Here is a 25800-nt window from a genome sequence, read left to right as displayed (position 1 = left end):
CGCGCTCCTCAGGCCAGGGTCTGGGCGGCATCCTTGATGGCCGCGCGGATCCGTTGGTAGGTGCCGCAGCGGCAGATGTTGCCGCTCATCGCGTTGTCGATGTCGGCGTCGTTCGGACGCTTGTTGGTGCGCAGCAGGGCGACGGCGCTCATCACCTGGCCGCTCTGGCAGTAGCCGCACTGCGGCACGTCGTGCTTGACCCAGGCGTCCTGCACGGCCTTGCCGACCTTGTCGCTTTCCATCGCTTCGATGGTGGTGATCTTCATGCCCTGCGCGCTGCCGATCGGCGTCACGCAGGCGCGGATCGGGTTGCCGTCCAGGTGCACGGTGCAGGCGCCGCACAGGGCCGCGCCGCAACCGAACTTGGTGCCGGTCATGTCGAGGTTGTCGCGCAGCGCCCAGAGAATGGGCGTGGCGGGGTCGGCGTCGACCTGGAGGTCGCGCCCGTTGATGTTCAGTGTGACCATGGTCTGCTCCCTGTTTGGACGACGTGTTGTTATGTTGTTCGTAGGGTGGGCAGCTTCGCTGCCCACGCGTTCAATCATCGGGAATACCGCGGCAGAGCATGCACGTGTTGAACGCGTGGGCGGGCAAACCCGCCCACCCTACTTGAGCGACTGCAGCTTGGTTTCCAGGCCCTTCAGGTCGATCGCGCCCGGAATGCGCGAACCGTCGGTGAAGAAGATCGCCGGCGTGCCCTGGATGCGCAGCTTCTGGCCCAGTTCCACCACCTTGTCGTTCGGCGTCTCGCAGGCGGCTGGTGCGGTCGGCGGCAGCTTGCCGTTGATCATCCAGTCGTCCCAGGCCTTGACCCGGTCCGGCGCGCACCAGATGTTCTTCGACTTCACGAAGGAATCCTCGGACAGGATGTTGTACATGAAGGTGTAGATCGTGATGTTGTCGATTTCCTTCAGCGTGGTCTGGCGCAGACGCTTGCAGTAGCCGCAGTTGGGGTCTTCGAACACGGCGATCTGGCGCTTGCCGTTGCCTTTCACCTGCTTGAGCGCGAGCTCGAGCGGCAGGTCGCTGAACTTGATCTTGTTGATCTCCTCGACCCGCACCCGGGTCAGGTTGGTCGATGTCTTCGTATCGTAGACGTGGCCGATGAACAGGTAGTCGCCCTTCTTGTCCGTATACAGGATGTCCCCGGCGACGCGCACTTCGTACAGGCCGCTGTACGGGGTTTCGCGGATCGACTCGATCTTGGCGCCGCTCAGGCGCGGTTCGAGCGCCTTCCTGATCGTGGCTTCGGTGGTGTTCTGCGCTTCCACGCAAGAGGCGAGCAGGCCCGTCGCCAGCAGGACGGCGACCTTGGTTTTCAACATGACAATTCCTTAATAGATTACTTGCCCATCGCGTGTGCCATCAGGCGCCGCTTAATTACCGGCAATTTGTCGAGCAAGTTTAAGCCGAAATTACGCACGACGCGCACCGGCTCGAGGTTGGCGCCGAACAGGCGTTCCAGCCCGTCGGTGGCCCACTGCATCAGCAGCACGTCTTCCTTGCGCTTGCGGGCGTAGCGGGCCAGCACCCGCTCGTCGGCGATGCCACGCCGGTCTTCGCGTTCGCGCAGCACCTGCAGCAGGTCGACGATGTCGCCGAAGCCCAGGTTCATGCCATGCCCGGCCAGCGGATGCACCGCGTGGGCGGCGTCACCCACCAGCGCCACCCGCGGCGCCACCATCGAATGCGGGCGCACCAGGGCCAGCGGCACCGCCTTGACGTCTTCCGGCTGCAAGGGGCGCAGGGTGCCGAGCTTGTCCTCGGCGTATTCGGCCAGGCGGATCGCCAGTTCGCCGAGCGACTCGTCCATCAGCGTATCGGCCAGGGTTTCCGGGGCCGACCACACCAGCGAGACGCGCTTGCCCGGCAGCGGCAGCAGGGCAATGATGCCGTCGGCGCAGGTGAACCACTGGTAGGCCACGCCATGGTGCGGCTTGTCGCAGGCGAAATTGGTGACAATGGCGCGCTGGTGGTACATGCGGTAGTCGACCCCGATATCGCACTGTCCGCGCACCCAGGATTCGCGGCCGTCGGCGCCGACCACGAGTTCGCAGGCGATGCTGGTGCCGTCCTCCAGCGCGATCTTCGCGCCCGACGCGCTGCAGGCGAGGTCGCAGGCGCAGCCGGACACCACCTGCACATTGGCCGCGAACTTCAGGGCCGCGTCCAGCGCGCTGTTCAGGTTGCCGTCCTCGACGATCCAGGCCAGGGTGCCGACGTGGGCGCCGAAGGCGTCGAAGCCGAGATTGCCTCCCTGCGCGCCGTCGCCCTTGATGTCCATGGCATCGACGGCTTGTACCCGCGCCAGGTCGAGCGCACCCCAGACCTTGAGCGAAGCGAGCAGGTCGTGCGCCGTATGGTTCAGGGCATACACGCGCACGTCCCACGGTTTTTCCGCGGCGGACGCGTTCGGCGTCTCAGGCGCCGGGCGCGCGGGCGGCACCAGGAGGGTGACGCTATACCCGGACTGGGCAAAACCGAGGGCGGCCGTCTTGGCGATGGCGCCGTTTCCGACGATGCAGACGTCGCTGCGGTACTGGGCGGCGAGCTTGGAGGTAGTAGTCATGAAACACATTATAGCGAGATGTCAACAGCGCGCCGCTGTTCGCGCTTCCTGGCGCCATGGCGGCGGCGGATCGACGCGCGGGGGCTTGCGCAGATGAAAATCGCTGGCTATAATCATGCCTCTCTTGGCCTGGTAGCTCAGTTGGTAGAGCAGAGGATTGAAAATCCTTGTGTCGGTGGTTCGATTCCGCCCCGGGCCACCAAGATTCAAACAAAGACGCCAGCCCTCGGGTTGGCGTTTTTGTTTTTACTCTTCATTTTTACCGGAACCAGCCATGACTTCCCTGCCCCCTTGCCCCGCCTGCAGCTCCACCCTGACCTATGAAGACGGCAGCGGCAACTACGTATGCCCGGAATGCGCGCATGAGTGGCCGGTCCAGGGCGCAGCCCCGGAGGAAGACACGCAGCGCGTGTGGCGCGACGCCGCCGGCAACGTGCTGCAGGATGGCGACGCCGTCACCGTCATCAAGGACCTCAAGCTGAAAGGCGGAGGCGGCGTGGTCAAGCAGGGGACGAAGGTCAAGAACATTCGCCTGGTCGATGGCGACCACGATATCGATTGCAAGATCGAGGGTTTCGGTGCGATGAGCCTGAAATCGGAATTCGTCCGCAAGAGCTGAGCCGACCGGGGCCCGGGATGTTTTTGCAAACACGTTTTGCATCGCGGCAAATACAGTAAGATAGTGGCATCCGTCCTGTAGAACAGCCAAGGGGTAGGCGTCCGTGCCAATCCATTTTGCCCGACGCCTCACCGGCCACCGGCGCAGCGCCGATGCCAACCGCCATCTGGGTTTTACGCTGGCGTTCATCGCCGGCGCGATCAATGCCGGCGGCTTCCTCGCCGTGCAGCAGTACACTTCGCACATGACCGGCATCGTGTCCGGCATGGCCGATCACCTGGCCCTGGGCAGCTACGGCCCGGTGCTCGCCGGACTCGGCGCCATCCTCTCCTTTCTCATGGGTGCGGCCTGCACCGGGCTGATGGTGAGCTATGCGCGCCAGTACCGCCTGCACAGCGAATACGCCCTGCCCCTGCTGCTCGAAGCCCTGCTCCTGCTCGGCTTCGGCCTGCTCGGCCTGCGCCTGGCCGCGGTGAAAGGCCTGTTCGTGCCGGTCACCGTCATGCTGCTGTGTTTCATCATGGGCCTGCAGAATGCGGTGATCACCAAGCTGTCCAGGGCGGAAATCCGCACCACCCACCTGACCGGCACCATCACCGACATCGGCATCGAACTGGGAAAGCTGCTATTTTGCAGCGTGGCGCGCGCCGATACGGGCAGGGTGACGGTGAACCGGGCGCGCCTGCGGATCCATGCCACGCTGGTGGGCTGTTTCTTCCTGGGAGGGGTGAGCGGCGCGCTCGGTTTCAAGCACCTTGGCTATCTGTCGACGCTGCCGCTCGCGCTGCTGCTGAGCGCACTGGCGATCGTGCCGATGATGGACGACCTGCTGCGCCTGCGCCGCCGCCTCGCACGCAAGTGAGCCAGGGCCGGCGCCGGCCCTGGTGCATGCGCGCCTGGCTTACTTGCGCTGCGCCGCGCTCTGGTCGCGCGCCGTGCGGAACTCCGAATCCGAGGCCCAGTTCGGCCAGGTAGCGGAATTGGCCAGGTCGCTGCCCAGCGCATACAGCAGTCCCAGGTCGCGCGCCATGCCGGTGAAGCTCCAGTTCGGGCTGAACTCGTCCGACGGCTGGTGGTAGTTCTTCTCGGTATACGCTTCTTCCGAGGCCTTGCCCGCCTTCACGCCGCCGTCGACCCAGTCGTTACCCGAGCCGAAGGACAGGGCCGGCACGCCGCGCTTGGCGAACGGGAAGTGGTCGGAGCGGAAGAAATAGCCGGCTTCCGGTTTCGGGTCGGGAGAATATGCCATGTTCCAGCCTTTCGCCTTGGCCACCAGCTGGTCCAGCAGGTCCAGCCTGGCGCTGCCCGAGATCGTGAAGTTGCGCGCCGGGCCATACGGGCTGAGGGCGTCCATGTTGATCACCGCCACCGTCGACGCCAGCGGATAGACCGGGTTCGACGCGTAGTACTCGGAGCCGAGCAGGCCTTTTTCTTCCGCCGTCACCGCCAGGAACACGACGCTGCGCTGCGGCGCCGGCTGCTTGCCATAGGCGCGCGCCAGTTCCAGCATGGCCGCGATGCCGGTGGCATTGTCCACGGCGCCGTTATAAACCCTGTCGCCGCGCGCATCGGGCTGGCCGACGCCCAGGTGGTCCCAGTGACCGCTGTAGATCACGTACTGGTTCGGGCGCTCCTTGCCCTCGCGGATCGCGACCACGTTCTTCGACTTGATCACCTGCGCATCGACAGCGTAGTCGGCCGACAGCGTGATGCCCTTGAGTTCGACCGGCTTGAACTCGCGTGTCTGCGCCGCCTTCTTGGCCGCCTCGAAATCGACACCGGCCGACTTGAAGATACTGGCGGCCAGGTCGCGCTGGATCCAGGCTTCCATCGGTGCGTGCGACTTGAGCGGCTCCTTGCGCACCACGTCGTACATGACGTTGGTGTTGGAGTTTTTCACGGTTGGCCAGCCATACGAGGCCGGTGCGGTTTCGTGCACGATGATGGTGCCGAGTGCGCCGCGGCGCGCCATTTCCTCGTACTTGTAGGTCCAGCGGCCGTAATAGGTCATGGCCTTGCCGCCGAATTCACCCTTGCCGGTCTCGAAGTCCGGGTCGTTGATCAGGACCACGGCCAGCTTGCCCTTCAGGTCCATGCCCTTGAAGTCGTCCCACTTGCGCTCCGGCGCGGTAACACCATAGCCAACGAAGACCAGGGGCGCATTCTTGAAGCTCACCTGCTTCATGCCGCTCATCGAGGCGCGTACCGCCATGTCCTCGCCCTGGCTCAGGCTGCGGGTCTTGCCGCCCTCGCCCAGCGTGAGCTTGACCGGCCCCTTGATCTCGAAGCGGCCGAGCGGCACGTCCTGGGTCCAGGCGCGCTTGCCGTTGGCCAGGTCGCCACCGGGCTGCATGCCGGCCGCCTTGAACTGCTGCACCAGGTAGTCGACGGTTTTGGTCTCGCCGGCCGTATTCGGGGCGCGGCCCTCGAAGGCGTCCGAGGACAGGACTTTCACGTCCTGCGCCAGGCGCTTGGGATCGAAGCTCGGTGCGTCCGCCGCGTGCGCGGCGGCAGCGGCAAGACCCATCAGGACGAAGGTGGCATGTTTCAAGGCAGTCTCCATAGTAGTAATGAATAGCAACATGATGACCTTAGCACAGGCCGTGGAATACTTCAGCCGCCGACCCGCTTGAGGACGAACTCGGCGCGAGGCTTGCCGTGCCTGTCGAGGCGGTAGCGCAGCACATTTCCATCCTCGCTGAGGCTGACGGTCCAGACATTGGTCTCGGCGCCGGGCACGAGCCGGGCCGTATAGGCATCGGCCAGGAAGGCCTGGGAGCGTGCGCTACCGCCCTCCTTGGCCATGCCGCCGTACATGGTCACCGCATCCGGGGTACCGTCCTCGTGGCGGTGGTCATGGCGCAGTTCCAGGCCCGCCACCGGACGGGTGAAGATCCAGGTGCGCGACCGGTTCTCGCCAACCTGCACCGGCATGCGCACCGCCTGCGCCGCGCACTGCACCTGGGTCGAGATCTTCTTGCCGGCGAACTCGCTGTTGGGATCGATCGCATAGGACAGCGCGCCTTCGAAACGCTGGCCGCACATGCCCTGCAACGTGGCCATGAATTCGTCGCGGCTGTCGGCTGGCGCCGCCGTGGCACAGGCGGCCAGCAAGCCGCAGGCGAACAGAGGGAAAACAAAACGGATCATGCTGGCGCTCCCTTGGCAAAGTTTCAGGTTAGCACAGTGCGATGGCAATCAACACTTTCCCGCCTTAGCCACCAAAAGCGGTTTACCTCAGCATAAATAGCGGTTCAATCATATTAGTGCCTCGGATTTGAACCGATTAATCGCCAAAAATTCTCGTTATTTCATGGACATTATCGGAACGAACGCATAAATTTGATGCATTCAAGCGGTTCAACCCACCCCGAGGAGATCGAGATGAAGAAAATGGTATTCGGCCTTGCAATGGCATTGTCCCTGTCCGCGGCGCAGGCAGCCGATATCGTGGACACGGCCAAATCGGCCGGCAGCTTCAATACCCTGGTTGCCGCCGTGCAGGCGGCGGGCCTGGTCGACACGCTCAAGGGCCCCGGCCCGTTCACCGTGTTCGCGCCGACCGATGCAGCCTTCGCCAAGATCCCGAAGGCCACGCTGGATGCGCTATTGAAGGACAAGGCCGCGTTGACCAAGGTGCTGACCTACCACGTGGTGCCGGGCAAGGTGATGGCGGCGAGCGTCAAGCCGGGTCCCGTCAAGACCGTCGAAGGCAGCAACCTGACCGTCAGCGCCGCGGGCGGCACGGTGTCGGTGGACAAGGCCAAGGTCGTCAAGACCGACGTCGTGGCCGACAACGGCGTCATCCACGTCATCGATTCGGTGATCATGCCGAAGTAAGCGTTTGATCTGCCTTCTCAAGGCAATCCCGGCCGGCGCTCCCGGCCGGTTCGTGTACGATACCAGCATCGATTCACGTTGCAACTTCCCCGCCCCCGATTCCTGGCTCTACAATGATAGACATGGAATCTTCCCTCGGCATTAGCGATACCAGGCTCACCGATCTGCTGCTCGATGCCGTTTGCGTCGTCGATGCCGAGGGCCGGTTTCGTTTCGTCAGCGCGGCGGGCGAACGGATCTTCGGCTACCCGCCCCAGGAGATGGTCGGCATGGCAGTGCTCGACCTGGTGCTGCCGGCCGACCGCGAGCGCACCCGCGCCGCCGCCCAGGCCGTGATGGATGGGCGCTCTCACCTCGCCTTCGAGAACCGTTATGTACGCAAGGACGGCAGTGTCGTCCACCTGATGTGGTCGGCGCGCTGGTATCCATCCGAGGGAATTCGGGTGGGTGTGGCGCGCGACGTTACCCAGTTCAAGCGCGCGCAGGCGATGCAGGCCGCCCTGTACGCCATGTCCGAGGCCGCGAATGCCAGCGTGGACTTGTCCGAGCTGTTCCGGCGCAGCCACGCAATCGCCGCCGGCCTGCTGCCGGTATCCGCACTTGCCATCGTCCTGCAGGAGCAGGGGCAGGCCGCGCCGCACCTGGCCTATCATGCGGGCGACCCGGCGCAGGAAGCCTGCCTGCTCGCCCTGTGCGACCTGGTATGGCGGGAGGGCGGCGCGGCGGTGCGGACGGATTCCTGTGCCAGCCTGGTGGGTGTGCCGCTGAGCGCCGGCGCGTCCCGCCTGGGCGTGCTGGCGCTGGCGCGCGCTTGCGGCGGGGAGTACGACGCCGAAGAGCGCGAGCTGCTGGCCTACATCGCCGGCCAGCTGGGTGCGGCCGTGCAGCGCAGGGAACTGCAGTCCAGGATGAAGTTCATGGCCATGCACGACGAACTCACCCGCCTTCCCAACCGGCGCCTGTTCCATGACAGGCTGCAGACCGCCCTCGCCCGCGCCCAGCGCCAGGACAGCCGCGTCGCCCTGCTATTCATCGACCTGAACCGCTTCAAGCAGGTCAACGACACGCACGGCCACCTCGCTGGCGACCGCCTGCTCGAACAGGTGGCGCGCCGGCTGGCTTCCTGCATCCGCGACGCCGACACGCTGGCGCGCCTGGGCGGAGACGAATTCGTGGTCCTGCTCGAGAATATCGCGTCGCGCGCCGATGCCGACATCGTCGCCGACAAGATCGGCCTGGCGCTGGCCGCGCCGTTCGAGCTGGGCGACGGGCTGGTGCTGGCCATCACGGCCAGCATCGGCATCGCCTGCCGTCCCGAGCATGGCGACAGCATGCAGGCGCTGATGGCGCGTGCCGACAAGGACATGTACCGCGCCAAGCATGGCGCGGCACCCTGCGCCGCTTCTTGACCAGGCCGCACCGGAATACGGCCCGGCCCTGCTTACCAGAAGATCACGCGGTCCTTCGGATCCAGGTACATCTTGTCGCCCTGCTTGACGCCGAAGGCCTCGTAGAAGCCCGGATGGTTGCGCAGGCTGCCGTTGACGCGGAATTCGGCCGGCGAGTGCGGGTCGGTCTTGACCTGCGAGATCAGCGCCGCATCGCGCGCCTTGCCCTTGCGCGCCTGCGCCAGGCCCATGAACAGGCGCTGCTCGGCGGTGAAACCGTCGATCACCGGACCAGGCTTGCCTTTCAGGTAGATCTGGTAGGCGCGGCTGGCCATGATGGCGCCGGCGTTGTCGGCGATGTTCTCGCCGAGGGTCAGCTCGCCGTTCAGGTGATAGCCCGGCAGCGGGCTGTAGCCGGCGTACTGGTCGACCAGCACCTTGCCGCGCGCGGCGAATTTTTCCTCGTCTTCCTTGGTCCACCAGTTGCGCAGGTTGCCGTCGCCGTCGTACTGCGAGCCCTTGTCGTCGAACGCGTGGCTGATCTCGTGACCGATCGAAATGCCGACCGAGCCGTAGTTCACCGCCGGCTCGGCGTCGGCGTCGTACAGCGGGTACTGCAGGCGCGCCGCCGGGAACACGACCTCGTTCAGGGTGGGGCTGTAGTAGGCGTTGACGGTCTGCGGTGACATGCTCCATACGGTGCGGTCGACCGGCTTGCCGAGGCGGGTGACCATGTAGTCGTGACCGAACTCGCGCGCGCGCATCATGTTGCCGACCAGGTCGCCGCGCACGATCTTCAGCTTGGAATAGTCGCGCCACTTGTCCGGGTAGCCGATCTTGACGTTGATCTTGGCAAGCTTGGCATGTGCCTGCTTCTTGGTCTCCGGCGACATCCACTCGAGCTGGTCGATGCCTTCGCCGAAGGCGGTGATGAAGTTCTTCGCCATGTCCAGCACCTGCTGCTTGCGCTCGGCCGGGAAATGGCGGCCAACATAGGCCTTGCCCACCACTTCGCTCAGGGTGCGGTTCACCTCGGCGATGGCGCGCTTGTCGAGCGGACGGTTTTCCTTCGATCCGGACAGCACAGTGCCGCGGAAGGCGAAACTCTCGTCCACGAACGCCTGCGACAGGTAGGGCGCGTAGCTGCTGAGCGTGCGGAACTCGAAGTAGGATTTCCAGTCTTCCACCGGGGTGGCGGCGATCAGCTTGTCCAGACCTTCCAAGTAGGACGGCTGGCTGACGATCACCGTGCGCTCCTTGCCGGCGCCGGTGCCTTTCAGGTAGGCGTTCCAGTCGAAGCCGGGGGCCAGCGCGCGCAGCTCGGCCAGGGTCTTCTTGTTGTAGCGCTTGACCGGGTCGCGGTTCTCGACCTTGGTCCACTGGATGCGCGCGATCCCGGTTTCCAGCGCCAGGATGCTGGCGGCCTTGGCGGCCGCGTCCTGGTGGCCGGCCAGGGCCAGCATCTTCTCGATGTGGGCCTGGTACTTGGCGCGGGTGTCCTTCAGGCGCGCATCGCTGTCGTTCAGGTAGTAGTCGCGGTCGGGCATGCCCAGGCCCGACTGCGAGACGCTGACGACGTAGCGGGTCGAATCCTTGTTGTCCTGGCCGACGTACATGCTGACCGGGCCGCCGACGCCGATGCGGTCGAGGCGCGCCATCAGGGTCGCCAGGCCGCGCGTGTCCTTCAGCGCCGCGATGCGCGCCAGTTCGCCCTTCAAGGGGGCCAGGCCGAGCTGGTCGCGGCGCGCCTGGTCCATGTAGCTGGTGTACAGGTCGCCGATCTTCTGGGCTTCCGAGCCCGCCTTCGCATTCGTCTGTGCGGCCGACTCGGCGACGATGGCGGCGATCTGCTGCTCGACCTTGTCCTGGGCGATGTTGAAGGCGCCCCAGCTGGAACGGTCGGACGGGATCTCGACGTCCTTCAGCCATTTGCCCTGGGTGAAGCGGAAGAAGTCGTCCTGCGCGCGCACGTCGCGGTCCATGGCCGTCAGCTCGATGCCGGACTGCATGCCGGCCACGGCGGCCGACGGCGCAACGGTATTGGCCGCCGCGCCGGCTGGGTTGCCGGCAGGCGCGCTGTCATGGGCACCTGCGTGGGATGCGACTGCGAACAGGCCCGCGATCAGGGTGCTGCACAAGCTACGCTTCATCTCTCTCTCCGTCTTGTTGGTATGGGAACCGGACGATCCTAATCCAAGCGGCAGAGCAATGCCAAGCGCATTTTTGTATGCGGATTGTTTCAGCGACGGCCGTGCCTGCGGGCGCCCCGGCTGCCGCGCTTATTTGCCGCGCACCACCTGCAGCTTCACCTTGCGGCCCTGGCGGTAGGTGTACAGGGTCATGGCGGCATCGCGCAGGTCGCCCTTCGGATCGAAGGCGATGCTGCCGGTGACGCCTTCGTACCGGATCGCCGCCAGCGCCGGCAGGAAGCGCGCCGGTTCGACCGAGCCGGCCTTGCGCATCGCGGCCGCGAACACCATCACCGCATCGTAGGCATACGGCGCGTAGGTCTCGACCGGGCTGCCGTAGCGCTGGCGAAAGCGTTCCGTGAACGCGGTAAACGCCGCTTCCTGGGCGCCGCTGACGCCGCCCGCCACCGCGCAGAACACCTTGTCGTCGCCCAGTGCGTCGCCGGCCAGCAGCGGCAGTTTTTCGGAACAGACGCCATCACCGGACACGAAACGGGCCTGCAGGCCGAGCGTTTTCATCTGCTTGAGCATGGGTCCGGCCACCGCATCCATGCCGCCGTAGAAGACCACGTCCGGTTTCCGGGCCCGGATCTGGGTCAGGATGGCGCTGAAGTCAGTGGCCTTGTCGTGCGTGAACTGGCGGCTGACGATGGTGGCGCGGCCGCTGGCACGTACCTCGCGCGCGAACTGGTCGGCCAGGCCCTGGCCGAAGGCGGTACGGTCGTCGATCACGGCGATGCGTTTCGCCTTGAGCGGGCCGAGCGCGTGGCGCGCCAGCGTGCGTCCGATCAGGTTGTCGTTGGCGACCACCCTGAATGCGGTCCTGTAGCCCTGGTTCGTGTAGACCGGCGTGGTGGCGGCCGGCGAGATCTGCGGGATGCCGGCACTGGCATAGATCTTCGAGGCCGGCACGGTGGGCCCGGAATTCAGGTGGCCGACCACGGCCGCCACGCGGGCGTCGACCAGTTTCTGGGCCACCGCGGTGCCGGTCTTCGGATCGCTCGCATCGTCTTCCGCCTGCAGCACCCACTTGATCTTCTTGCCGCCGATCGCGATGCCCTGCGCGTTCAGGTCATCGATCGCCATCCGGGCGCCGTTCTCGATGTCCTTGCCCTGGTGGGCGCCCGGGCCGGACAGGGGCGAGGCGGTCCCGATCCGGACTTCGGTCTGGGCAGCAGCCGGCACGGCGGCCAGCAGGAGCGATAACGACACGGAGGCAGCGTAGCGCATGGCACCCTTTCTCGGTTGGATGCGCTCGATTGTACTGCCGTGCCGGCGCGGCACCAACAGCGACGCGTGCGCACGGCGGCCGGCAGCTTGACATGCAGGACCTAGTGAAGGACCTCGGGCGTGCGCTTGATGATGACGGTCTCCAGGTATTCGGCGGGCAGCACCAGCGCGCTGTCGCCCGCCGTGTTGTGGCGCTCGATCAGGGCCAGCATGTCCTGCTCCAGCGCCTGTTGCCCGTTGGGGTCGAGTGCGGCAAAAGCCTTGAGCACGGGCCCGTAGAAGTCGCGGAATACCTGAAGCATGTGGGCCGGCGACAGGTAGCGGAAGTTGAACATCCTGGGCTGGGCGCGGATGCTGGCCGCCTCTGCGCCGAACAGCTGGCGCAGGTAGTCTTCGGTGCCCCACAGCGCGGGCGAGGACACGCCGGCCGGTGGGGGCACGTAACGGCCGACCGTTTTGAACAGCTGGCCGATGAAACCACCCGGCGTCCAGCTGGCAATGCCAATGCGCCCGCCGCCGCGCACCACCCGCATCATTTCGCCTGCGCAGCGTGCATGGTCGGGGGCGAACATCACGCCGAAGGTGGACAGTGCGACGTCGAAGCTGCCGTCGTAGAACGGCAGCGCCTCGGCATCGGCTTCGCGAAATGCGATGTCCAGGCCTTCCGCGCTGGCGCGCTGGCGCCCTTTGTCGAGCAGGGCCGGCACATAGTCGGTCGAGGTCACGCGCGCGAAGCGCCGCGCCGCGGCCAGCGAGGCATTGCCGTTGCCGGCCGCGATGTCGATCACACGCTCGCCGGCGCGGATGTCGGCGGCCTCGGCGAGCGACTCGCCGACGATTTGCAGCGTTACCCCGATGATGGCGAAGTCGCCGCTCGCCCAGGTAGCCTGCTGGCGCTGCTTGATGGCGGCATAGTCGGGCGTGAGCGCGGGAGCGCCGGCGCCCTCGGACGGCTGGCGCGGTGAAGGTGGGGACGTACTGGCTTGGGTCATGACAGGTCTCCTCAGAAATATCCGGCAGCGGATGCACGCCTGGACAGCCCAGGAAAAACAAGCATGCGGCGACTCCCTGCCGGCCATTCCAGCTTACGCCGCAAGCGGCGGAAGTCCAGGCCTGCCAACGCGCATTTCTCGCGTGCTCATGGGTGCGCACGGCAGGTCACGTCGGTGCGCCGGGGTTCCGGAAGCGGCGATATACTGGATTCATAGCCTGATCAACATGCACCCAAACATGCTGATTGCCGCGCCTTATTCTGTTTCCAATGCGCTACTAAACAGTGGCGCATGTGGGCGACACCAACAATTCACTACTGACAGGGGGTAGCATGCCAACAACCTGGATTCTTTCGGCCAATAACGGCCGCGCAAGGTTCTTTGCCGAGTCCACCCCGGCCGAGCCGTTGCAGGAAATCGAAGACATGATCAACTCCGCAGCCCAGCTGCGCACGGTCGATACCGAGACTGACCGGCTCGGACCGCGCGCCGCCGGCGACAGCCGGCACAGCGTCGGCGGCCACCAGCCCGCCGGCTTCCAGCATAATGCCCAGGCCGGCGCGCCGACCAGCATGTACCAGCCGGCGCAAACGCCGGACCAGCATGCCGCCGACCTGTTCGCACGGGATGTCGCAGCCTATCTGCTGAAGGCGCAGAACGATGGCCGCTACCAGCAGCTGCTCATCTCCGCTTCGCCGGATTTCCTGGGCGTGCTGCGCACCAAGCTCGATCCTGCCGTGCAGAAGCTGGTCAAGGCCGAGTACAACAAGGACTACACCCATTCGACGCCGCAACAGCTGCGCGAGCAGTTGAACGCCCACCAGGCCAAGACCGCCGAGTAGGCTGCAGGGTGGGCGATGCCAGGAATGGCAAACGCCCACGCTGTGATCCTTGCCATATCAATGGCCGCACGGGGGCAGTACTGCGCCTTGACCGCGTGGGCGGGCGACCCGCCCACGCTAGGGACGAGCGGTAGCTCGCAAGTGACCGGCCTTCAGCTGACGCTGGCGATGCTCATTCAGCGGGCCAGTGCGCACTGCCGGCCCGTCTCTTCCGCACAAATCCGGTTGCGCCCGCTCTGCTTGGCCACATACAGCATGGCATCGGCGCGCAGGAACAGTTCGTTCTCGCTGCGGTACTCGGGATAGCACGCCACCCCGCCGCTGAAGGAGAAATGGCGCAGGTCGCCGGGGGCGACCTCGAAGGGAATGGCGCAAAAGGCCTGGCGCAGCGCGTCGATCCGGCGCCGGCCCTGTTCCAGATCGCAATTCCAGAACACCATGACGAATTCCTCGCCGCCGAAGCGGCTCAGCAGGTCGGACTCGCCCATCTGCGGCGCCAGCGTCAGCGACAGGCGCTTGATGACGATGTCGCCAAAATAGTGTCCCCAGGTGTCGTTGATGGTCTTGAATTTGTCGATGTCGATCACGCCCAGTGCCAGCGGACAACCCTCGTGGGCGGCGCGGCGGATCAGGTCCTGCGCCTTCTTCTGCAAGCCGACCTTGTTGAGCAGGCCGGTGGCCCGGTCCTTGCCGATCAGGTCCTTGTTGATGCGGATCTTGTTGGCGCGGCTGAGCAGCTGGGCTTCCAGCAGCCCCGGCTCGCCCGCCGCCAGCACCGCGTCGAAGCCGTCCGCCAGCGCGCGCCGCGACAAGGCCAGGTCGGGACGGCACTGCAACAGGGCGATCTCGCGCACCGGGTCGGCCTCGATGTTCTTCTGCAGCACCCGCACGATGGCATCGGTGCGGCGGTATTCGGTGTCGGTAACCAGGACCAGGTCGGGCTGCAGTTCTTTCACCCGCAGGTGCAGCGTGTAGGCGTCGGCATGCCGGAGCACCTCGACGCGGCGCTGCAGCAGCCAGTCCTCGTCCAGCCCGGCCTCGCCCAGCACCACCATGCGCACCAGGTCGCCGCGCTTCTTCTGCACGAACAGGTTGAACAGCTTGTCGACGAACACGTCGTTGGCGATCGGCTTTTCGGCATACGCCAGGCAATGACTGTCGACCAGGCGCTGCTGCAGCAGGAAACGGCTGCCCTGGCGCGCGCTCTGCAGGTACACATAGCTATGGTCGGCCGGGAGGCGCTGCAACAGTTCGCCCAGCATCAGGGTGCGGCGTCCGTCCGGCATGTCGGCCTGCATGTTGTGCAGGGCGTCGAGATCGATCACGTACAGGTTGTCGCCGTTGTCGCCCGCCACCGCCTCGACAAAGCGCGAAACGTCGTCGAAGAACAGGATGTCGAAGTCGTACTTGTGCGCGTGCAGGAGCAGCTCGGCCCGGTTGTCCTTGATGAAGAAACTCTGGGATAAGAACAGGACATGGCTCCTGTACAGCTGTACGGCTTGCGTCATGGTTCCTCGACTTCCTCGCTGGATTGCCCCGGCCTGCCCTGCTGGCAGCCGGTTCCCTCACCGCCGCCCTTTTGTTATTGCAGGAATGTCATTGTGTTCCCACCAGCTACAAAAGGCAAGGCAGCGTCCCCTTTGTCCGCCCGACAACGCGACGGCGGCGCCTGTAGCGCCTTGTTACAGAGAAGCGCTTTGCAGCCGCATTCGCCACTGCTATAGTAAATCTCCGCGGCAGGGGCCTTTCCTTCTGCCGCCCTCCAGAACGCTGACCTGTGGTCGGCGTTTTCACTTTGTAGCCCGCTTATCCGACTGTCAATGCAGCACGCATATCGCGCCACGATTTGCATGGCCGCTTTCGATACGGCTGCTCCACCCTGTTACCTCGAATGTTCACTTCACGATTGCACATGCGCGGCATGGGACGCGCCCTTCCCTTCCTGTGCGGCCTGGCTGCCGCCTGGCCAGGCCCGGCGCGCGCCCTGCCGGCGCCGGCCCCTGGCGCCGAGCAACTGACGGCCCTGGTGAACGCCTACCGCACGGCGCCGGGCAACTGCGCGGGCCGCAGTGCCGCGCCGGCGGCCGCGCTCACGGCCCATCCGGCCCTGGCCCAGGTACGCATCGGCCCGGCCACCTTCATCGAGTCCGCGCTCGAGCGCGTGGGCTATGCTGCCGACCTGGCCGAATCGGTCAGCGTCAGCGGACCGGAGACTGCGCCGGAAGCCATGAAAGTCCTGCAAGACAAGTACTGCGGCACCCTGCTCGATACGCGCTTCTCGGCCGTCGGCAGCTACCGCAGCGGCAAGGAATGGACGGTGGTGCTGGCGCGCCCGGCCCCGGCCCTGCCCTCCGACACCTTCCCCGACTGGCAGGAAGCCGGCAAGGCCATCCTGGCCGGCGTGAACGCGGCGCGCGCCAGCGCCCGCAGCTGCGGGGGCGAGCGCTTCGCGCCGGCGCCGCCCGTGAGCTGGAATCCGCGGCTGGGCCAGGCGGCGCTGGCCCACAGCCGCGACATGGCGGCGCGGCGCTATTTCAATCACCGGGCCAAGGACGGCAGCCAGGCGGCCGAGCGCGCGGCGCGCGCCGGTTATGCCTGGCAGCGGGTTGGCGAGAACATCGCCTTCGGCCAAAGCACGCCGGACGAAGCGGTGGCCGGCTGGCTCGACAGTCCCGGCCATTGCGCCAACATCATGAACCCCGGCTTCACGGAAATGGGCGCGGCCTACGGCGTCGCGGCGGAACGGCGCAGCGGCATCGTCTACTGGACCCAGGTCTTCGGCCGGCCGCGCTGAGGCGGGCAAGAGGCGCACGACCGGGGCATGCCCCAGCCCTGTCCCGGTCAAGCGGGCGCGCCCGGCGCTCCATTGCGCTAGACTCCCCCCACCGGCGCCGCGACCTTACGCGTGCGATTATCAGCCCAGGAAACCCATGTCACCGAAGCTTGGCCTTGTCTGCATCACCACCTCGAAGGACGTCCGCTACCGCACCGTGACGCGCAAGCGCCTGCTCGAGCACAGTCCGGATGCCCAGCGCAAGCTGCTCGAGGACCTGTACCGCGACAACATCCAGACCTTTGACAATGCGCTGCGCTTCTGCGAAAGCGAAGGCATTCGCCTGTACCGCATCCCCTCCTCGATCTTTCCGTTCGCGGACGAAGACATCGGCCGCGAGGTGCTGGCGCCCTTCGGCCCGACCCTGGCCTGTTCGGGCCGGCGCGCGCTGGAGCGTGGCATCCGGCTGGTGATGCATCCGGACCAGTTTGTGGTACTCAGTTCCGATTCGGAAGGAGTGGTTGCGAACAGCGTCAAGATCCTGCAGATGCATGCCGACATCATGGACCTGCTCGAGCAGCCGCGCTCGCCCTGGGCCCTGCTCGAGATCCACGGCGGCAAGGGCCAGCGCGCCGATGCCCTGGTCGAGCGCATCGCCGACCTGCCCGAGGCGATCCGCTCGCGCCTGGGGCTGGAAAACGACGAATACGCCTATGGGGCCCACGAAATCTACGAGATCTGCCTGCGCGCCGGCGTGCCGATGGTGTTCGACGCCCACCACCACGTGGTGCACGCGAAACTGGCAAGCTACGAGGATGCCAGCGTGGCCGAGATGCTGCACAAGGCACGCGCCACCTGGGCCGATCCCACGCACCAGCTGGTGCACATCTCGAACGGCCGCGAAGGTTTCAACGACCGCCAGCATGCCGACCTGATCGCGGTGATGCCCTCGTCCTACCGGATGGCACCCTACATCGAGATCGAGGCCAAGCTCAAGGAAGAAGCGATCCGCGGGCTGCGCGCCTGGTCCACGGCCGCCGCCGGCTAGGACTGCGCGGCCACCCGTTCCAGCCAGGGCAGCAGCAGGTCCAGCAAGGCGCCCGGCGCCTCGATCGGGATCATGTGGCCGCTGTGTTCGATCACGGCCAGTTCCGCACCCGGAATGCCGGCCTGGATTTCCTGCGATTCCGCCCGGCTGCGCAGCCGGTCCTGCCCGGCCGCGATGACCAGGGTCGGGCAGCGGATCTCGTGCAGGCGATGGCGGTCGTCGTCGCGCACGATCATCGACTGACGCCGGAACACCTCGCCGCCCAGGCGCACGCCCATGGCGCGCACGCGCTCCACCAGCACCTCGTTGCCGGCCTGGTCAGGGTGCAGGGACATCGCGATCGCGGTCTTGCTCAGGCCCGAGAACGATACCGAGGCGGCGGCCTTGCCGACCGTGCCGCGGCTTTGCCGCAGCGCGGGTGTGTCGGGCCGGGTAGAGGTGGCGACCAGGACCAGGGCCTGCACCCGATCGGGCGCCAGGCGGGCGATCTCGCGCGCGACGTAGCCGCCCATCGAGAAGCCGACCAGGAGGAAGCGTCCGGGCGCGGCGGCCAGGGCGCGGGCGGCCATCGCTTCGATGCTGGTGTCGTGGCGCAGGTCGGCGTGCAGCAGCGGACCGAACTTGCCGAGTGGCGCGGCCACGTCGTCCCAGAGCGTGGCGTCGGCCATGTAGCCGGGTACGAGCAGGATTGTCATCGCGCCATGATAGCAAACGGCGCCGTTCCCTCAGGTATTGCGCGATTGTGCCTGCGATACATTGCTGCCCGGCGGGACGCTGTGCGTCAGCCACACATTGCCGCCGATGGTGGAGCCGGCGCCGACCGTGATCCGGCCCAGCACCGTGGCGCCGGCATAGATCACCACGTCGTCCTCGACGATCGGGTGGCGCGGCGCGCCCTTGACCAGGCTGCCGTCCTCGCCTACCGGGAAGCGGCGTGCGCCCAGCGTCACCGCCTGGTACAGGCGCACCCGCTCGCCGATCACCGCCGTCTCGCCGATCACCACGCCGGTACCGTGGTCGATGAAGAAGCTGGCACCGATCCTGGCCGCCGGGTGGATGTCGATGCCGGTCAGCGAATGCGCGATGTCGGCGGCCAGGCGCGCCAGGAAAGGCACGCCCAGGCGCTGCAGGCAATGCGCCAGGCGGTGGTACAGGATGGCGATGGTGCCCGGATAGCACAGCATGATTTCCGCCACCGACCGGGCCGCAGGGTCACCCGCCAGCGCGGCCTGTACGTCGGACACCAGCAGCGCACGGATGCCCGGCAGGCTGGCCGCGAAGGCGCGCGTGATCGCCTGGGCCCGCTCGGCCAGCTGGGCGTCGCCGGCTTCTTCGTATTCCGGAGAAAAACGCAGTGCGCGCCGTACCTGGCCGACCAGGCGGTCGAGAGTCACGTTGAGCGTGTCGCCAACGAAATAGTCGATGCTCTCGTCGTTCAGGTCAGGCCGGCCATAGTGGGTGGGAAACAGCGCCGCCGAGACGCCGTTGACCACCCCGGTCAGGACGTCGCGCGAAGGCAGTTCGCGCACCCGTCCCTGGTGACGGATGTTGTGGGTCGATTCGCGCGAGGTGCGCAGCGCGTCGATGATGGGGCCCAGCTGCCATTGCACGGAGCCGGATGCGGTGGGAAAGTCGCTGTTCATGGGCCGAGCCTAGCCGATCCGGCACGGATGGCAAACGATGCAGATCACACTTCGAACCAGGCACATGATCGTTCAGCGTTGTGGCCGCCGCTGGTGACCCGGCTTGTGTGCGTCGGTCTACCGCCGGGCGGGCTACCATCTGTGCTCAACCATTTCCAGGAGCACGCATGAAAACCACCCTGCCTGCATTGCTGCTGCCCCTGCTGCTCGTATCCGCCCCTCTTGCCCAGGCCGCGGATGGGGCGGCAGGCGGCGCCGGGCCACTTGCCACGATTCCTTCACTCGACGTCAAGCGCTACATGGGAACCTGGTACGAGATCGCCAAGTTCCCCAACGAATTCCAGAAGAAATGCGTCGGCTTCACCACCGCCACTTATAGCCTGCGCGAGGATGGCCGTGTCGACGTCCTCAACCGCTGCCGGCGCGCCGACGGCAGCACCGACGCCTCGGACGCCATCGCGCGCCAGGTCGGCGGCGCCACCTCGCCACGGCTGGAAGTGCGCTTCGCGCCGGGCATCCTGTCCTGGCTGCCCATGGTGTGGGGCGATTACTGGGTGATCGACCTCGATCCGGAATACCAGCTGGCTGCCGTCAGCGAACCGAAGCGCGAATACCTTTGGATCCTGTCGCGTACGCCGAAAGTCGATCCGGCTGTCTACGACGCCCTGCTGGGCCGCCTGCGCGCCAAGGGGCTGGACATGAACAGGCTGGTGCCGACCAGGCAGGCGGAATGACGCGCGCGGATTCGCACTACCGCTGAGCTGAGTCTTGTGCTAGAATGCGAGCCCTTGGCCTGGTAGCTCAGTTGGTAGAGCAGAGGATTGAAAATCCTTGTGTCGGTGGTTCGATTCCGCCCCGGGCCACCAAGATCCAAACGAAAACGCCAACCGATGCAGGTTGGCGTTTTTGTTTCTCGGCACCTGAAGGGCGATGCCCGCAGGCTTCAATCCTTCTTTTCCCTGAACTCCCCGTCGATCACCATGCCATCGTCGCCGCCGCGGCCGGAAGCAGGCCGGCCGGTGAACGCGCGCACGGATGACAGCATGCGGTCGAACATCGCGCGCCGCAGCCAGGGGAAGGCAAGCAGGAAGGCGGTGGCGAAGCCGGTGAACCCGGCCGCCACGTAATCGCCCCACCACAAAAAATGCAGCAGGCACAGCACGAGCAGGCCGGCAATGAAGGGGCGGCGCGCCGGCGGGGGCAGCACCCCAACGATGCGCAGCTTGCCCTGGCGGATCCAGGGAAAACGCGCGAGGAGCGCGGCAAGCAGCAGCCCTGCCGTGACCCGGCCCACCTCGAGATACGTGGCGACGACCCCGACCACCAGGAAACCGGTATAGCTCAGGGTACTGGCCAATGCCGCCAGGACCAGCAATGCGACAGCGATCGTCCGCCTCGGCATGCGGATCGCTGTCCTGATGAGAAAGCCTAGGATTTGTAAACTCCAGTAATGTGCATGCAAGACTGCCGCACATTCTAGCACCGCGGGTCAGGGCGGCGGCCGTTCGGCCTGGGCGCGCTCGAGGTGAGCCCGCAGTTCGGCAAAGCTCACGGTGCCGCGCTGGCGGGTGTCGATCGCATCGAAATGGCGTTCCACGTAGCCGAAGCCCTTGGCTTCTTCGCGCGTCAGGCGCCCGTTCCCATCGGCGTCGGCGGCGCGGAACTGCGCCTCCAGCTTGGCCAGCGCCTGCGCGCGCAGCGCCGCGCCCGCGGCCGGCGCCGGCGCGGCCGGGCGGTTGCGCAGGGAAGGCGGCAGCTGGGCATCGGCGCCCGGCTGGGCCTGCGCCTGCACGGCCGCGCCGAATGCCAATGGCAGGATCAGGAGATGCATGGTCTTCATGGTGCCACCGATACACTGTTGTAGAAGGCACGCAGGTCGGCCTTCTGGAGACGGCGCACACGGTCGTCGAGGTAGCTCATGTGCCCGCTGTCATAGTTGCGGATCTGGATGCCGGCACCCGGGCCCAGCCGCGCCAGGTCGAGCTCGGTCTGGTAGAAGGGTGTCGCAAGATCATGATAGCCGCTCATGGCGATCACTTTCAAGGCGGGATTGAGGGTCAGGGCCGCGGCCAGGTCCGGTATCGTGTCCGGCAGTGCCTTGCCGTCGTGGCTGAAATTCCACTGGCTCAGGACGCTGTTGGAGCCCAGGTAGGGCGTGCTGGCCGTGTACCGCAGTTCGTTTTCCAGGTAATTGCGGATGCTGCCGATGAAGGCGCCGCCCACCACCGTCAGCGACGGATCGCCATCGACCGTGAGCGCGCTGCCGCTGGGCGCACGCACGCGGGCGTCATAACGACCGATCATCTGGCCCGGCAGCAGGCGCGCACGGTAGGCGCCCGGTACCATCGAGAAATCCTGGCGCCAGGTTTGCGCCGCCAGTCCGGTGTACGCGGCCAGTTGCGCCACGGTGGCCTCGGCCGGCGGGGTGCCGCTGGCGAGGAAGGCGCCGACGTCGTTCCGGTAGGCGCCGGCGGCGAACTCGCGGGCACGCTGCAGCACCGAGCTGAAGTCGTCCGGCAGGCTGCCCGTCTGGTGATAGGCCGAGACCGCCGCATAGCTCGGGATATAGCCCTCGCAGCTGGCCTGGCCGGGATTGAACATGCCGCAGTTGCTGAAGTAATTCATGGCGGCAGATTGCAGCATGACGCCGGCCACGCGCACCCCGGCGCTTTCCAGCAGGTTGGCAAGCACCGCCGTGCGCGGGGCGCCATACGATTCGCCGAACAGGTAGAGCGGCGAGGCCTGCCGGTTGTTCACGGCCAGGTAACGGCGCACGAAATCGCGGAAAGCGGCGGCGTCCTGGTCCACGCCCCAGAACTGGGCATTGGTGCGCGGCGCCACCGCCTGCGAATAACCGGTGCCGATGGCGTCGACGAAGACCGGGTCGGAGTGGTCGAGCAGGGTTTCCTGGTTGTCGACCAGCTGCCCGGCGACCGCCGGCGGCGTCGTGGCCGGGAAGCTGGTGGCCAGCCTCCTCGGCCCGAACGAACCCAGGTGCAGCCAGAGCGAAGCCGAGCCGGGACCGCCGTTGTAGAAAAAGGTCACGGGACGCTGCGCGGCCGGCTGGGTGCCGGCGGTATAGGCGACGTAGAAGAAGGATGCGGCCGGCTGCCCGGTCTGCAGGTCCATGGCCGTCAGGTGGCCGGTGGTGGCCGTGTAGTCGAGCGGGCGACCGTCCAGGGTGATGCGCGCCTGGACCGTTGCGGCACGCTCGACGGCGCCCGCCAGCGCGGCAGTGGGGGCGCCCGAGTAGATGACCGGGTCGGTATAGCTGCCCGGCAGCGCCACGATCGGCGGCTGCACCACCGGAGCCGGGGGCGGCGCCCCACCGCCCCCGCCGCAGGCGGTCACGAGCGCGGCAAGGAGTGTGGAAAGGAGCGTGCACGCCCACGGGGAGCGTGTACCGGCATGGCGCGGCTGGCGCGCGGAACCTGGAGTGGCCATGGTCGTCCTGTCGAAAACTGCGGGGCTGGGACCGATTATGCGCCACCCCATCAAAAACTCAACAGTCATCGGAGCGGGCGCGGCGCCGCAGGCTCGCTGGCGGCCAAGGCGCCTGCCAGGCCGCTATTTGTTGCCAGGCCTGGCGTCCTGCGTACGCGCCAGTTCGAGCGCGGGCAAGGTCACCGTCAGGAAGGACGACACCTGCGCGGCCAGGTCGGCCGATTGCTGGCGCAGCTGCGCCATCTGCAGGATCGACAGCTCGGCCTGGCGGATAGCGTGCTGGATCAGGGTGCGCCGCTGCAAGAGCGCGTCCTGCAGGCCGGCGTCGGCGCCGGCGGCCAGCCGGGCGACGACGGCAAGCACGGCGCCATGCAGGCTCAGGCTGTGCGCCGATGCCTCCAGCTTGCCGGTCGCCGCCTCGCTGTCCGCCATGAAGCGCAGCAGCTGCGAACGGGCGGTGTCCAGCGCCGGCTTGTAGTCGGCCGGGCTGGACGGGCGGCGAAACAGCCTGCCGAACACGCCCGCCGGTTCCCTGGTGCTCGCCAGCGCGGCGTCCAGCAAGGCGGGCACCGCCATCTGCGCGAACTGCAGCACCAGGGCAGCCACCTGCTGGAGCAGCACCGCCTGTTCGGCCAGGGCATCTTCGCCCCACTCCGTCACCAGGGACAGGCGGACCGGCAGGATGCGCCGGAACAAGGCGGCCAGGCGCTGCTCCGCCTGTGCGGCCAGGGCGGGATAGTCGGCCCAGGCCAGTGCCAGCGCGTCGCGCACCGCCGGATGGTCCTCGCTGTCGAACAGCGGCCTGGCCGCGGGGCTGCGCGCAGTGCCGGCCGGCGCCGGCTCGACAGGCCCGTCGAAGCTCAGCGCCGTGGGCGGGCCGGCAGGTGACGGGGTGGGCCCGGCCTGCTGCGTCTCGTCGAACGCGAATGCCCTGGGCGTGGCAGGCGCAGGGGGAGCAGGCGGCGCTGGCTCGTCGCCGAAATCGAAGGCCTTGGGCGAGCTCATCGGCCAGTTGGGTGCACGGCGCCCGCGCGGTTCAGACGGTGCCGCCGAGCTTGCGGATGAAGGCGGCCAGGTTCAGCCGGAAGCCGGCGCCGACCGCCTGGAAACGCCATTCGCCATCCTTGCGGTACAGCGAGCCGAACTGCAGTGCGGTCTTGTCCGAGTAGTCCTCGTCCAGGTCGTATTCGGCCAGCACCTCGCCGGTCTCGTCGTTGTACACCTTCACATAGGCGTCGGTGACACTGCCGAAGGTCTGCTTGCGCACATCGGCCTCGTGGATGGTCACCACGATCGGCATCTCGACCACTTCCGCGTCCACCCGGGCCAGGTCGACGGTGATGACTTCATCGTCGCCATCCTTGTCGCCGGTGCGGTTGTCGCCCGAGTGCACCACCGCGCCATCCGGCGACGTGGTGTGGTTGTAGTAGACGAAATGGGCGTTGCTGAGCATGACCGGGTGGTCGTTCGCGTCCTTGCGGCACAGGAACACCGACGAGTCGAGGTCGAAGGCATGGCCCGCGGCCGCGTTGACCTTCCAGCCGAGACCGATACGCACGCGCTTGAGCCCCGGCGCGGTTTTCTCGAGATTGATGCGGTGGCCGGTGTGGAGCGTCGTCGACATGGACTTCCCTTCTATGATGAAAAAATGTTCGGACTGGTGCCGCCTCAGGCCGCGGCGGTGGTGGAAAAGCGCGCGATCAGCTCGCGCTCGAGTTCCTGCAGCTTGGGCAGCTCGTCCTTGCGGCGCTGCTGGCCTTCCTGCGAGATCTGCTCGAGCTTGTCGAAGGCGCTGACCAGCTGGGCCTGCACATGCTGGGCGGTCTCCAGGCTGACCAGGGAACGCTGCCTGGTGCGGGCCACGGTCTCGGTATTTTCCAGCAGCATGTCGGCCTGGGCGCGGAAGGCCGCATCGGTGGCGTCGTAAGCCGCATTCGCGACCGCCGCGCTCTGCTTGGCTTCCAGCTGCAGCAGGTAGAGCGAAAACACATTGCGCCAGGCGGGGATCGACACGTTGACGATGTCGGTGAAGGTGTCGGTCAGGGCGCGCGCATTGTCTTGCGACAGGCGGATCTGCGGCACCATCTGCGTGGCCATCAGCATCGCGCGCTTGAGGTCGTCGATGCGCTTCTCGAGGCGCTCGAGACGGCGCTTGAGCTCGGTTGCCTGCTGGGCCTCGAAGGCGTTCACGGGCGCGGCCTGCTGGGCGATCGCCTGCCGGATCTGCGCGGCCCAGGCTTCGCCCTTCTTCACGTCGGCATCCAGGCCCTGGTAATAGCTTTCCAGGCCCTTGTACATCTCATCGAAGTCGTGGATGCGTCCGCGGTGGACACCGGCGTGGCGCGTCATCTCGGCCACCAGGGCGTCCATGCGCGATTCGACCACCTGGTATTGCGACAGCATTTTTTCCTTGACCGAGCCGAACATGTTCGTCAGGCGCGATACCAGTCCACCCGAGCGCAGCTTGGCCGGATCCAGCCCTTTGGCGGTGGCGATCAGTTCGTTCAGCTGCGCGCCGAACACATCCGCATCGGAGGCGCGCACGGTGCCGAGCAGCTTGGCCGATACCTTGGCCACGCTGGCGCCGGTGGCACTGCCCAGGGCCTCGATCGCCTTGTCGTCGATGCCCGAGACATCGACCCGCACCTGCGGGGTCGCGCTCGCCTCCGGCCGCGCCGCGGGCAGCAGGTCCGACGGGCTGGCGGGGATCAGGGGCGCCACAGGCAGCGCGGATGCTGCTTTCGCTTCTTCATCGGAGGAGAACAGCGGTTTCATGGTATTCCTTCAGGGGTGAAGTGGAAACATGAATAGCTTACCATTGGACAATCCGGCTGGGTGAAAGCGCCGGCCGCCGCATGGCGAGGCATCGAGCTGATGAGAAGCACCTGACCTGGCGCAACATAGCGCAACATAGCGCAACCAAGGGCAGCCTCCGCGACGCGCACAGGCGAACATGGTGCGCCTTTGGGCGTCATTGATCAATCGCGCGCGTGCCGCAAGCTCAGGCCTTGCTGAGCGCCTCCGCCTTGTGCGCGGCCTCGGCGCCGGTCTTGTCGCTGACCACCAGGTATTCGGGATGCTCGGGCGAGGCGGCGACGTGGTGTTCCTTGATGTCGGTCGGGGCGGTCAGTTTCTTCTTGACGGTGCCGTGCACCGTTCCCTGCGCCGACTGCCATTGCACCTTGTCGCCGGGTTTGAACGGGTCTGCCATGCTGGGTCCTTT

At 66.5% G+C, this 25800-nt stretch carries 26 protein-coding genes and 2 tRNA genes; 10 read left to right on the top strand and 18 right to left on the bottom strand.

Translation table 11 applies throughout. The features are described 5' to 3' along the window. Window positions 1-8: 8 nt before the first annotated feature. The 3 genes from LE190_RS20375 to LE190_RS20365 form a co-directional block, all read right to left on the bottom strand. A complete protein-coding gene (locus LE190_RS20375; RefSeq protein WP_225240423.1) occupies window positions 9-467 on the bottom strand; it encodes a (2Fe-2S)-binding protein in 459 nt (152 codons plus the stop codon). Window positions 468-605: 138 nt separating this feature from the next. Then, window positions 606-1325: a DsbC family protein gene (locus LE190_RS20370; protein WP_225240422.1), complete on the bottom strand. Its 720-nt coding sequence runs from the start codon at window positions 1323-1325 to the stop codon at window positions 606-608. A 17-nt stretch (window positions 1326-1342) separates the two neighbouring features. Next, window positions 1343-2569 (bottom strand): FAD-dependent monooxygenase, encoded by a 1227-nt coding sequence (locus tag LE190_RS20365; RefSeq protein WP_225240421.1) that lies wholly within the window; start codon window positions 2567-2569, stop codon window positions 1343-1345. A gap of 126 nt (window positions 2570-2695) precedes the next feature. Here LE190_RS20365 and LE190_RS20360 point away from each other — a divergent pair. The 3 genes from LE190_RS20360 (at window position 2696) to LE190_RS20350 (ending at window position 4050) form a co-directional block, all read left to right on the top strand. Then, window positions 2696-2771 (top strand) — tRNA-Phe (locus LE190_RS20360). Window positions 2772-2843: 72 nt separating this feature from the next. Further along, the gene (locus tag LE190_RS20355) at window positions 2844-3188 is read left to right on the top strand and encodes a zinc ribbon domain-containing protein YjdM (RefSeq protein ID WP_225240420.1); all 345 of its coding nucleotides are present in this window, start codon (window positions 2844-2846) and stop codon (window positions 3186-3188) included. A gap of 103 nt (window positions 3189-3291) precedes the next feature. After that, window positions 3292-4050, top strand: coding sequence for a YoaK family protein (locus tag LE190_RS20350; protein WP_439847500.1), 759 nt, complete (start codon window positions 3292-3294; stop codon window positions 4048-4050). Window positions 4051-4089: 39 nt separating this feature from the next. Here the strand turns inward: LE190_RS20350 and LE190_RS20345 are convergent, their stop codons facing one another. Together LE190_RS20345 and LE190_RS20340 are read right to left on the bottom strand one after the other, a co-directional pair. Beyond that, complete coding sequence (locus LE190_RS20345; RefSeq protein ID WP_307734729.1) at window positions 4090-5739, bottom strand: M28 family metallopeptidase; 1650 nt, start codon at window positions 5737-5739, stop codon at window positions 4090-4092. 62 nt (window positions 5740-5801) lie between these two features. Next, the gene (locus LE190_RS20340) at window positions 5802-6338 is read right to left on the bottom strand and encodes a hypothetical protein (RefSeq protein WP_225240418.1); all 537 of its coding nucleotides are present in this window, start codon (window positions 6336-6338) and stop codon (window positions 5802-5804) included. 234 nt (window positions 6339-6572) lie between these two features. On the opposite strand from LE190_RS20340, the gene LE190_RS20335 reads away from it, so the two are divergent. Together LE190_RS20335 and LE190_RS20330 are read left to right on the top strand one after the other, a co-directional pair. Further along, window positions 6573-7028 (top strand): fasciclin domain-containing protein, encoded by a 456-nt coding sequence (locus LE190_RS20335; protein ID WP_225240417.1) that lies wholly within the window; start codon window positions 6573-6575, stop codon window positions 7026-7028. Window positions 7029-7150: 122 nt separating this feature from the next. After that, window positions 7151-8437: a diguanylate cyclase domain-containing protein gene (locus LE190_RS20330; RefSeq protein WP_225240416.1), complete on the top strand. Its 1287-nt coding sequence runs from the start codon at window positions 7151-7153 to the stop codon at window positions 8435-8437. A 32-nt stretch (window positions 8438-8469) separates the two neighbouring features. On the opposite strand, the gene LE190_RS20325 is transcribed toward LE190_RS20330, so the two are convergent. The 3 genes from LE190_RS20325 to LE190_RS20315 all read right to left on the bottom strand — a co-directional run bounded on the left by LE190_RS20325 (window position 8470) and on the right by LE190_RS20315 (window position 12827). Beyond that, window positions 8470-10566, bottom strand: a complete 2097-nt coding sequence (locus tag LE190_RS20325) for a M13 family metallopeptidase (RefSeq protein ID WP_225240415.1) — start codon at window positions 10564-10566, stop codon at window positions 8470-8472. 129 nt (window positions 10567-10695) lie between these two features. Continuing rightward, window positions 10696-11835, bottom strand: coding sequence for a branched-chain amino acid ABC transporter substrate-binding protein (locus LE190_RS20320; protein ID WP_225240414.1), 1140 nt, complete (start codon window positions 11833-11835; stop codon window positions 10696-10698). Window positions 11836-11936: 101 nt separating this feature from the next. Then, window positions 11937-12827 carry a class I SAM-dependent methyltransferase gene (locus LE190_RS20315; protein ID WP_225240413.1) on the bottom strand — a complete coding sequence of 297 codons (891 nt, stop codon included), beginning with the start codon at window positions 12825-12827 and terminating at the stop codon, window positions 11937-11939. Window positions 12828-13159: 332 nt separating this feature from the next. Between LE190_RS20315 and LE190_RS20310 the strand changes: the two genes are divergently transcribed. Then, window positions 13160-13669 (top strand): host attachment protein, encoded by a 510-nt coding sequence (locus LE190_RS20310; RefSeq protein WP_225240412.1) that lies wholly within the window; start codon window positions 13160-13162, stop codon window positions 13667-13669. A 176-nt stretch (window positions 13670-13845) separates the two neighbouring features. On the opposite strand, the gene LE190_RS20305 is transcribed toward LE190_RS20310, so the two are convergent. Further along, a complete protein-coding gene (locus LE190_RS20305; RefSeq protein WP_225240411.1) occupies window positions 13846-15177 on the bottom strand; it encodes a GGDEF domain-containing protein in 1332 nt (443 codons plus the stop codon). A gap of 404 nt (window positions 15178-15581) precedes the next feature. Between LE190_RS20305 and LE190_RS20300 the strand changes: the two genes are divergently transcribed. Together LE190_RS20300 and uvsE are read left to right on the top strand one after the other, a co-directional pair. Beyond that, window positions 15582-16463 carry a CAP domain-containing protein gene (locus LE190_RS20300; RefSeq protein ID WP_225240410.1) on the top strand — a complete coding sequence of 294 codons (882 nt, stop codon included), beginning with the start codon at window positions 15582-15584 and terminating at the stop codon, window positions 16461-16463. 136 nt (window positions 16464-16599) lie between these two features. Then, a complete protein-coding gene (gene uvsE / locus LE190_RS20295) occupies window positions 16600-17490 on the top strand; it encodes a UV DNA damage repair endonuclease UvsE (protein WP_225240409.1) in 891 nt (296 codons plus the stop codon). Here uvsE and LE190_RS20290 read toward each other — a convergent pair. Both LE190_RS20290 and epsC read right to left on the bottom strand, forming a co-directional pair. Continuing rightward, window positions 17487-18185, bottom strand: a complete 699-nt coding sequence (locus LE190_RS20290) for an alpha/beta fold hydrolase (protein WP_225240408.1) — start codon at window positions 18183-18185, stop codon at window positions 17487-17489. The genes uvsE and LE190_RS20290 overlap by 4 nt on opposite strands. A gap of 30 nt (window positions 18186-18215) precedes the next feature. Continuing rightward, window positions 18216-19133: a serine O-acetyltransferase EpsC gene (gene epsC, locus LE190_RS20285; RefSeq protein ID WP_225240407.1), complete on the bottom strand. Its 918-nt coding sequence runs from the start codon at window positions 19131-19133 to the stop codon at window positions 18216-18218. Window positions 19134-19300: 167 nt separating this feature from the next. On the opposite strand from epsC, the gene LE190_RS20280 reads away from it, so the two are divergent. Both LE190_RS20280 and LE190_RS20275 read left to right on the top strand, forming a co-directional pair. Further along, complete coding sequence (locus tag LE190_RS20280; protein WP_225240406.1) at window positions 19301-19867, top strand: lipocalin family protein; 567 nt, start codon at window positions 19301-19303, stop codon at window positions 19865-19867. A gap of 56 nt (window positions 19868-19923) precedes the next feature. Further along, window positions 19924-19999: transfer RNA gene (locus LE190_RS20275), tRNA-Phe, on the top strand. Between the two features lie 77 nt (window positions 20000-20076). Here LE190_RS20275 and LE190_RS20270 read toward each other — a convergent pair. The 7 genes from LE190_RS20270 to LE190_RS20240 form a co-directional block, all read right to left on the bottom strand. Then, window positions 20077-20535, bottom strand: coding sequence for an FxsA family protein (locus LE190_RS20270; RefSeq protein WP_224946953.1), 459 nt, complete (start codon window positions 20533-20535; stop codon window positions 20077-20079). A gap of 87 nt (window positions 20536-20622) precedes the next feature. Next, on the bottom strand, window positions 20623-20973 hold the full coding sequence (locus LE190_RS20265) for an EF-hand domain-containing protein (protein ID WP_225240405.1): 351 nt from the start codon (window positions 20971-20973) through the stop codon (window positions 20623-20625). Then, on the bottom strand, window positions 20970-22577 hold the full coding sequence (locus LE190_RS20260; protein ID WP_225240404.1) for a S10 family peptidase: 1608 nt from the start codon (window positions 22575-22577) through the stop codon (window positions 20970-20972). The genes LE190_RS20265 and LE190_RS20260 overlap by 4 nt, the downstream gene beginning before the upstream one ends. A gap of 123 nt (window positions 22578-22700) precedes the next feature. After that, a complete protein-coding gene (locus tag LE190_RS20255; RefSeq protein WP_225240403.1) occupies window positions 22701-23582 on the bottom strand; it encodes a hypothetical protein in 882 nt (293 codons plus the stop codon). A gap of 31 nt (window positions 23583-23613) precedes the next feature. Continuing rightward, window positions 23614-24201 (bottom strand): TerD family protein, encoded by a 588-nt coding sequence (locus LE190_RS20250; RefSeq protein WP_225240402.1) that lies wholly within the window; start codon window positions 24199-24201, stop codon window positions 23614-23616. Window positions 24202-24245: 44 nt separating this feature from the next. Beyond that, entirely contained in the window at window positions 24246-25352 is a 1107-nt protein-coding gene (locus LE190_RS20245; protein ID WP_225240401.1) for a toxic anion resistance protein, read from the bottom strand. Window positions 25353-25578: 226 nt separating this feature from the next. Further along, window positions 25579-25788 (bottom strand): hypervirulence associated TUDOR domain-containing protein, encoded by a 210-nt coding sequence (locus tag LE190_RS20240; RefSeq protein WP_225240400.1) that lies wholly within the window; start codon window positions 25786-25788, stop codon window positions 25579-25581. Window positions 25789-25800 lie beyond the last annotated feature (12 nt).

Origin of the sequence: Massilia hydrophila (assembly GCF_020208145.1) — a bacterium.
GTDB classification, from domain to species: domain Bacteria; phylum Pseudomonadota; class Gammaproteobacteria; order Burkholderiales; family Burkholderiaceae_D; genus Telluria; species Telluria hydrophila.
This window is presented reverse-complemented; position numbering and strand designations above follow the sequence as displayed.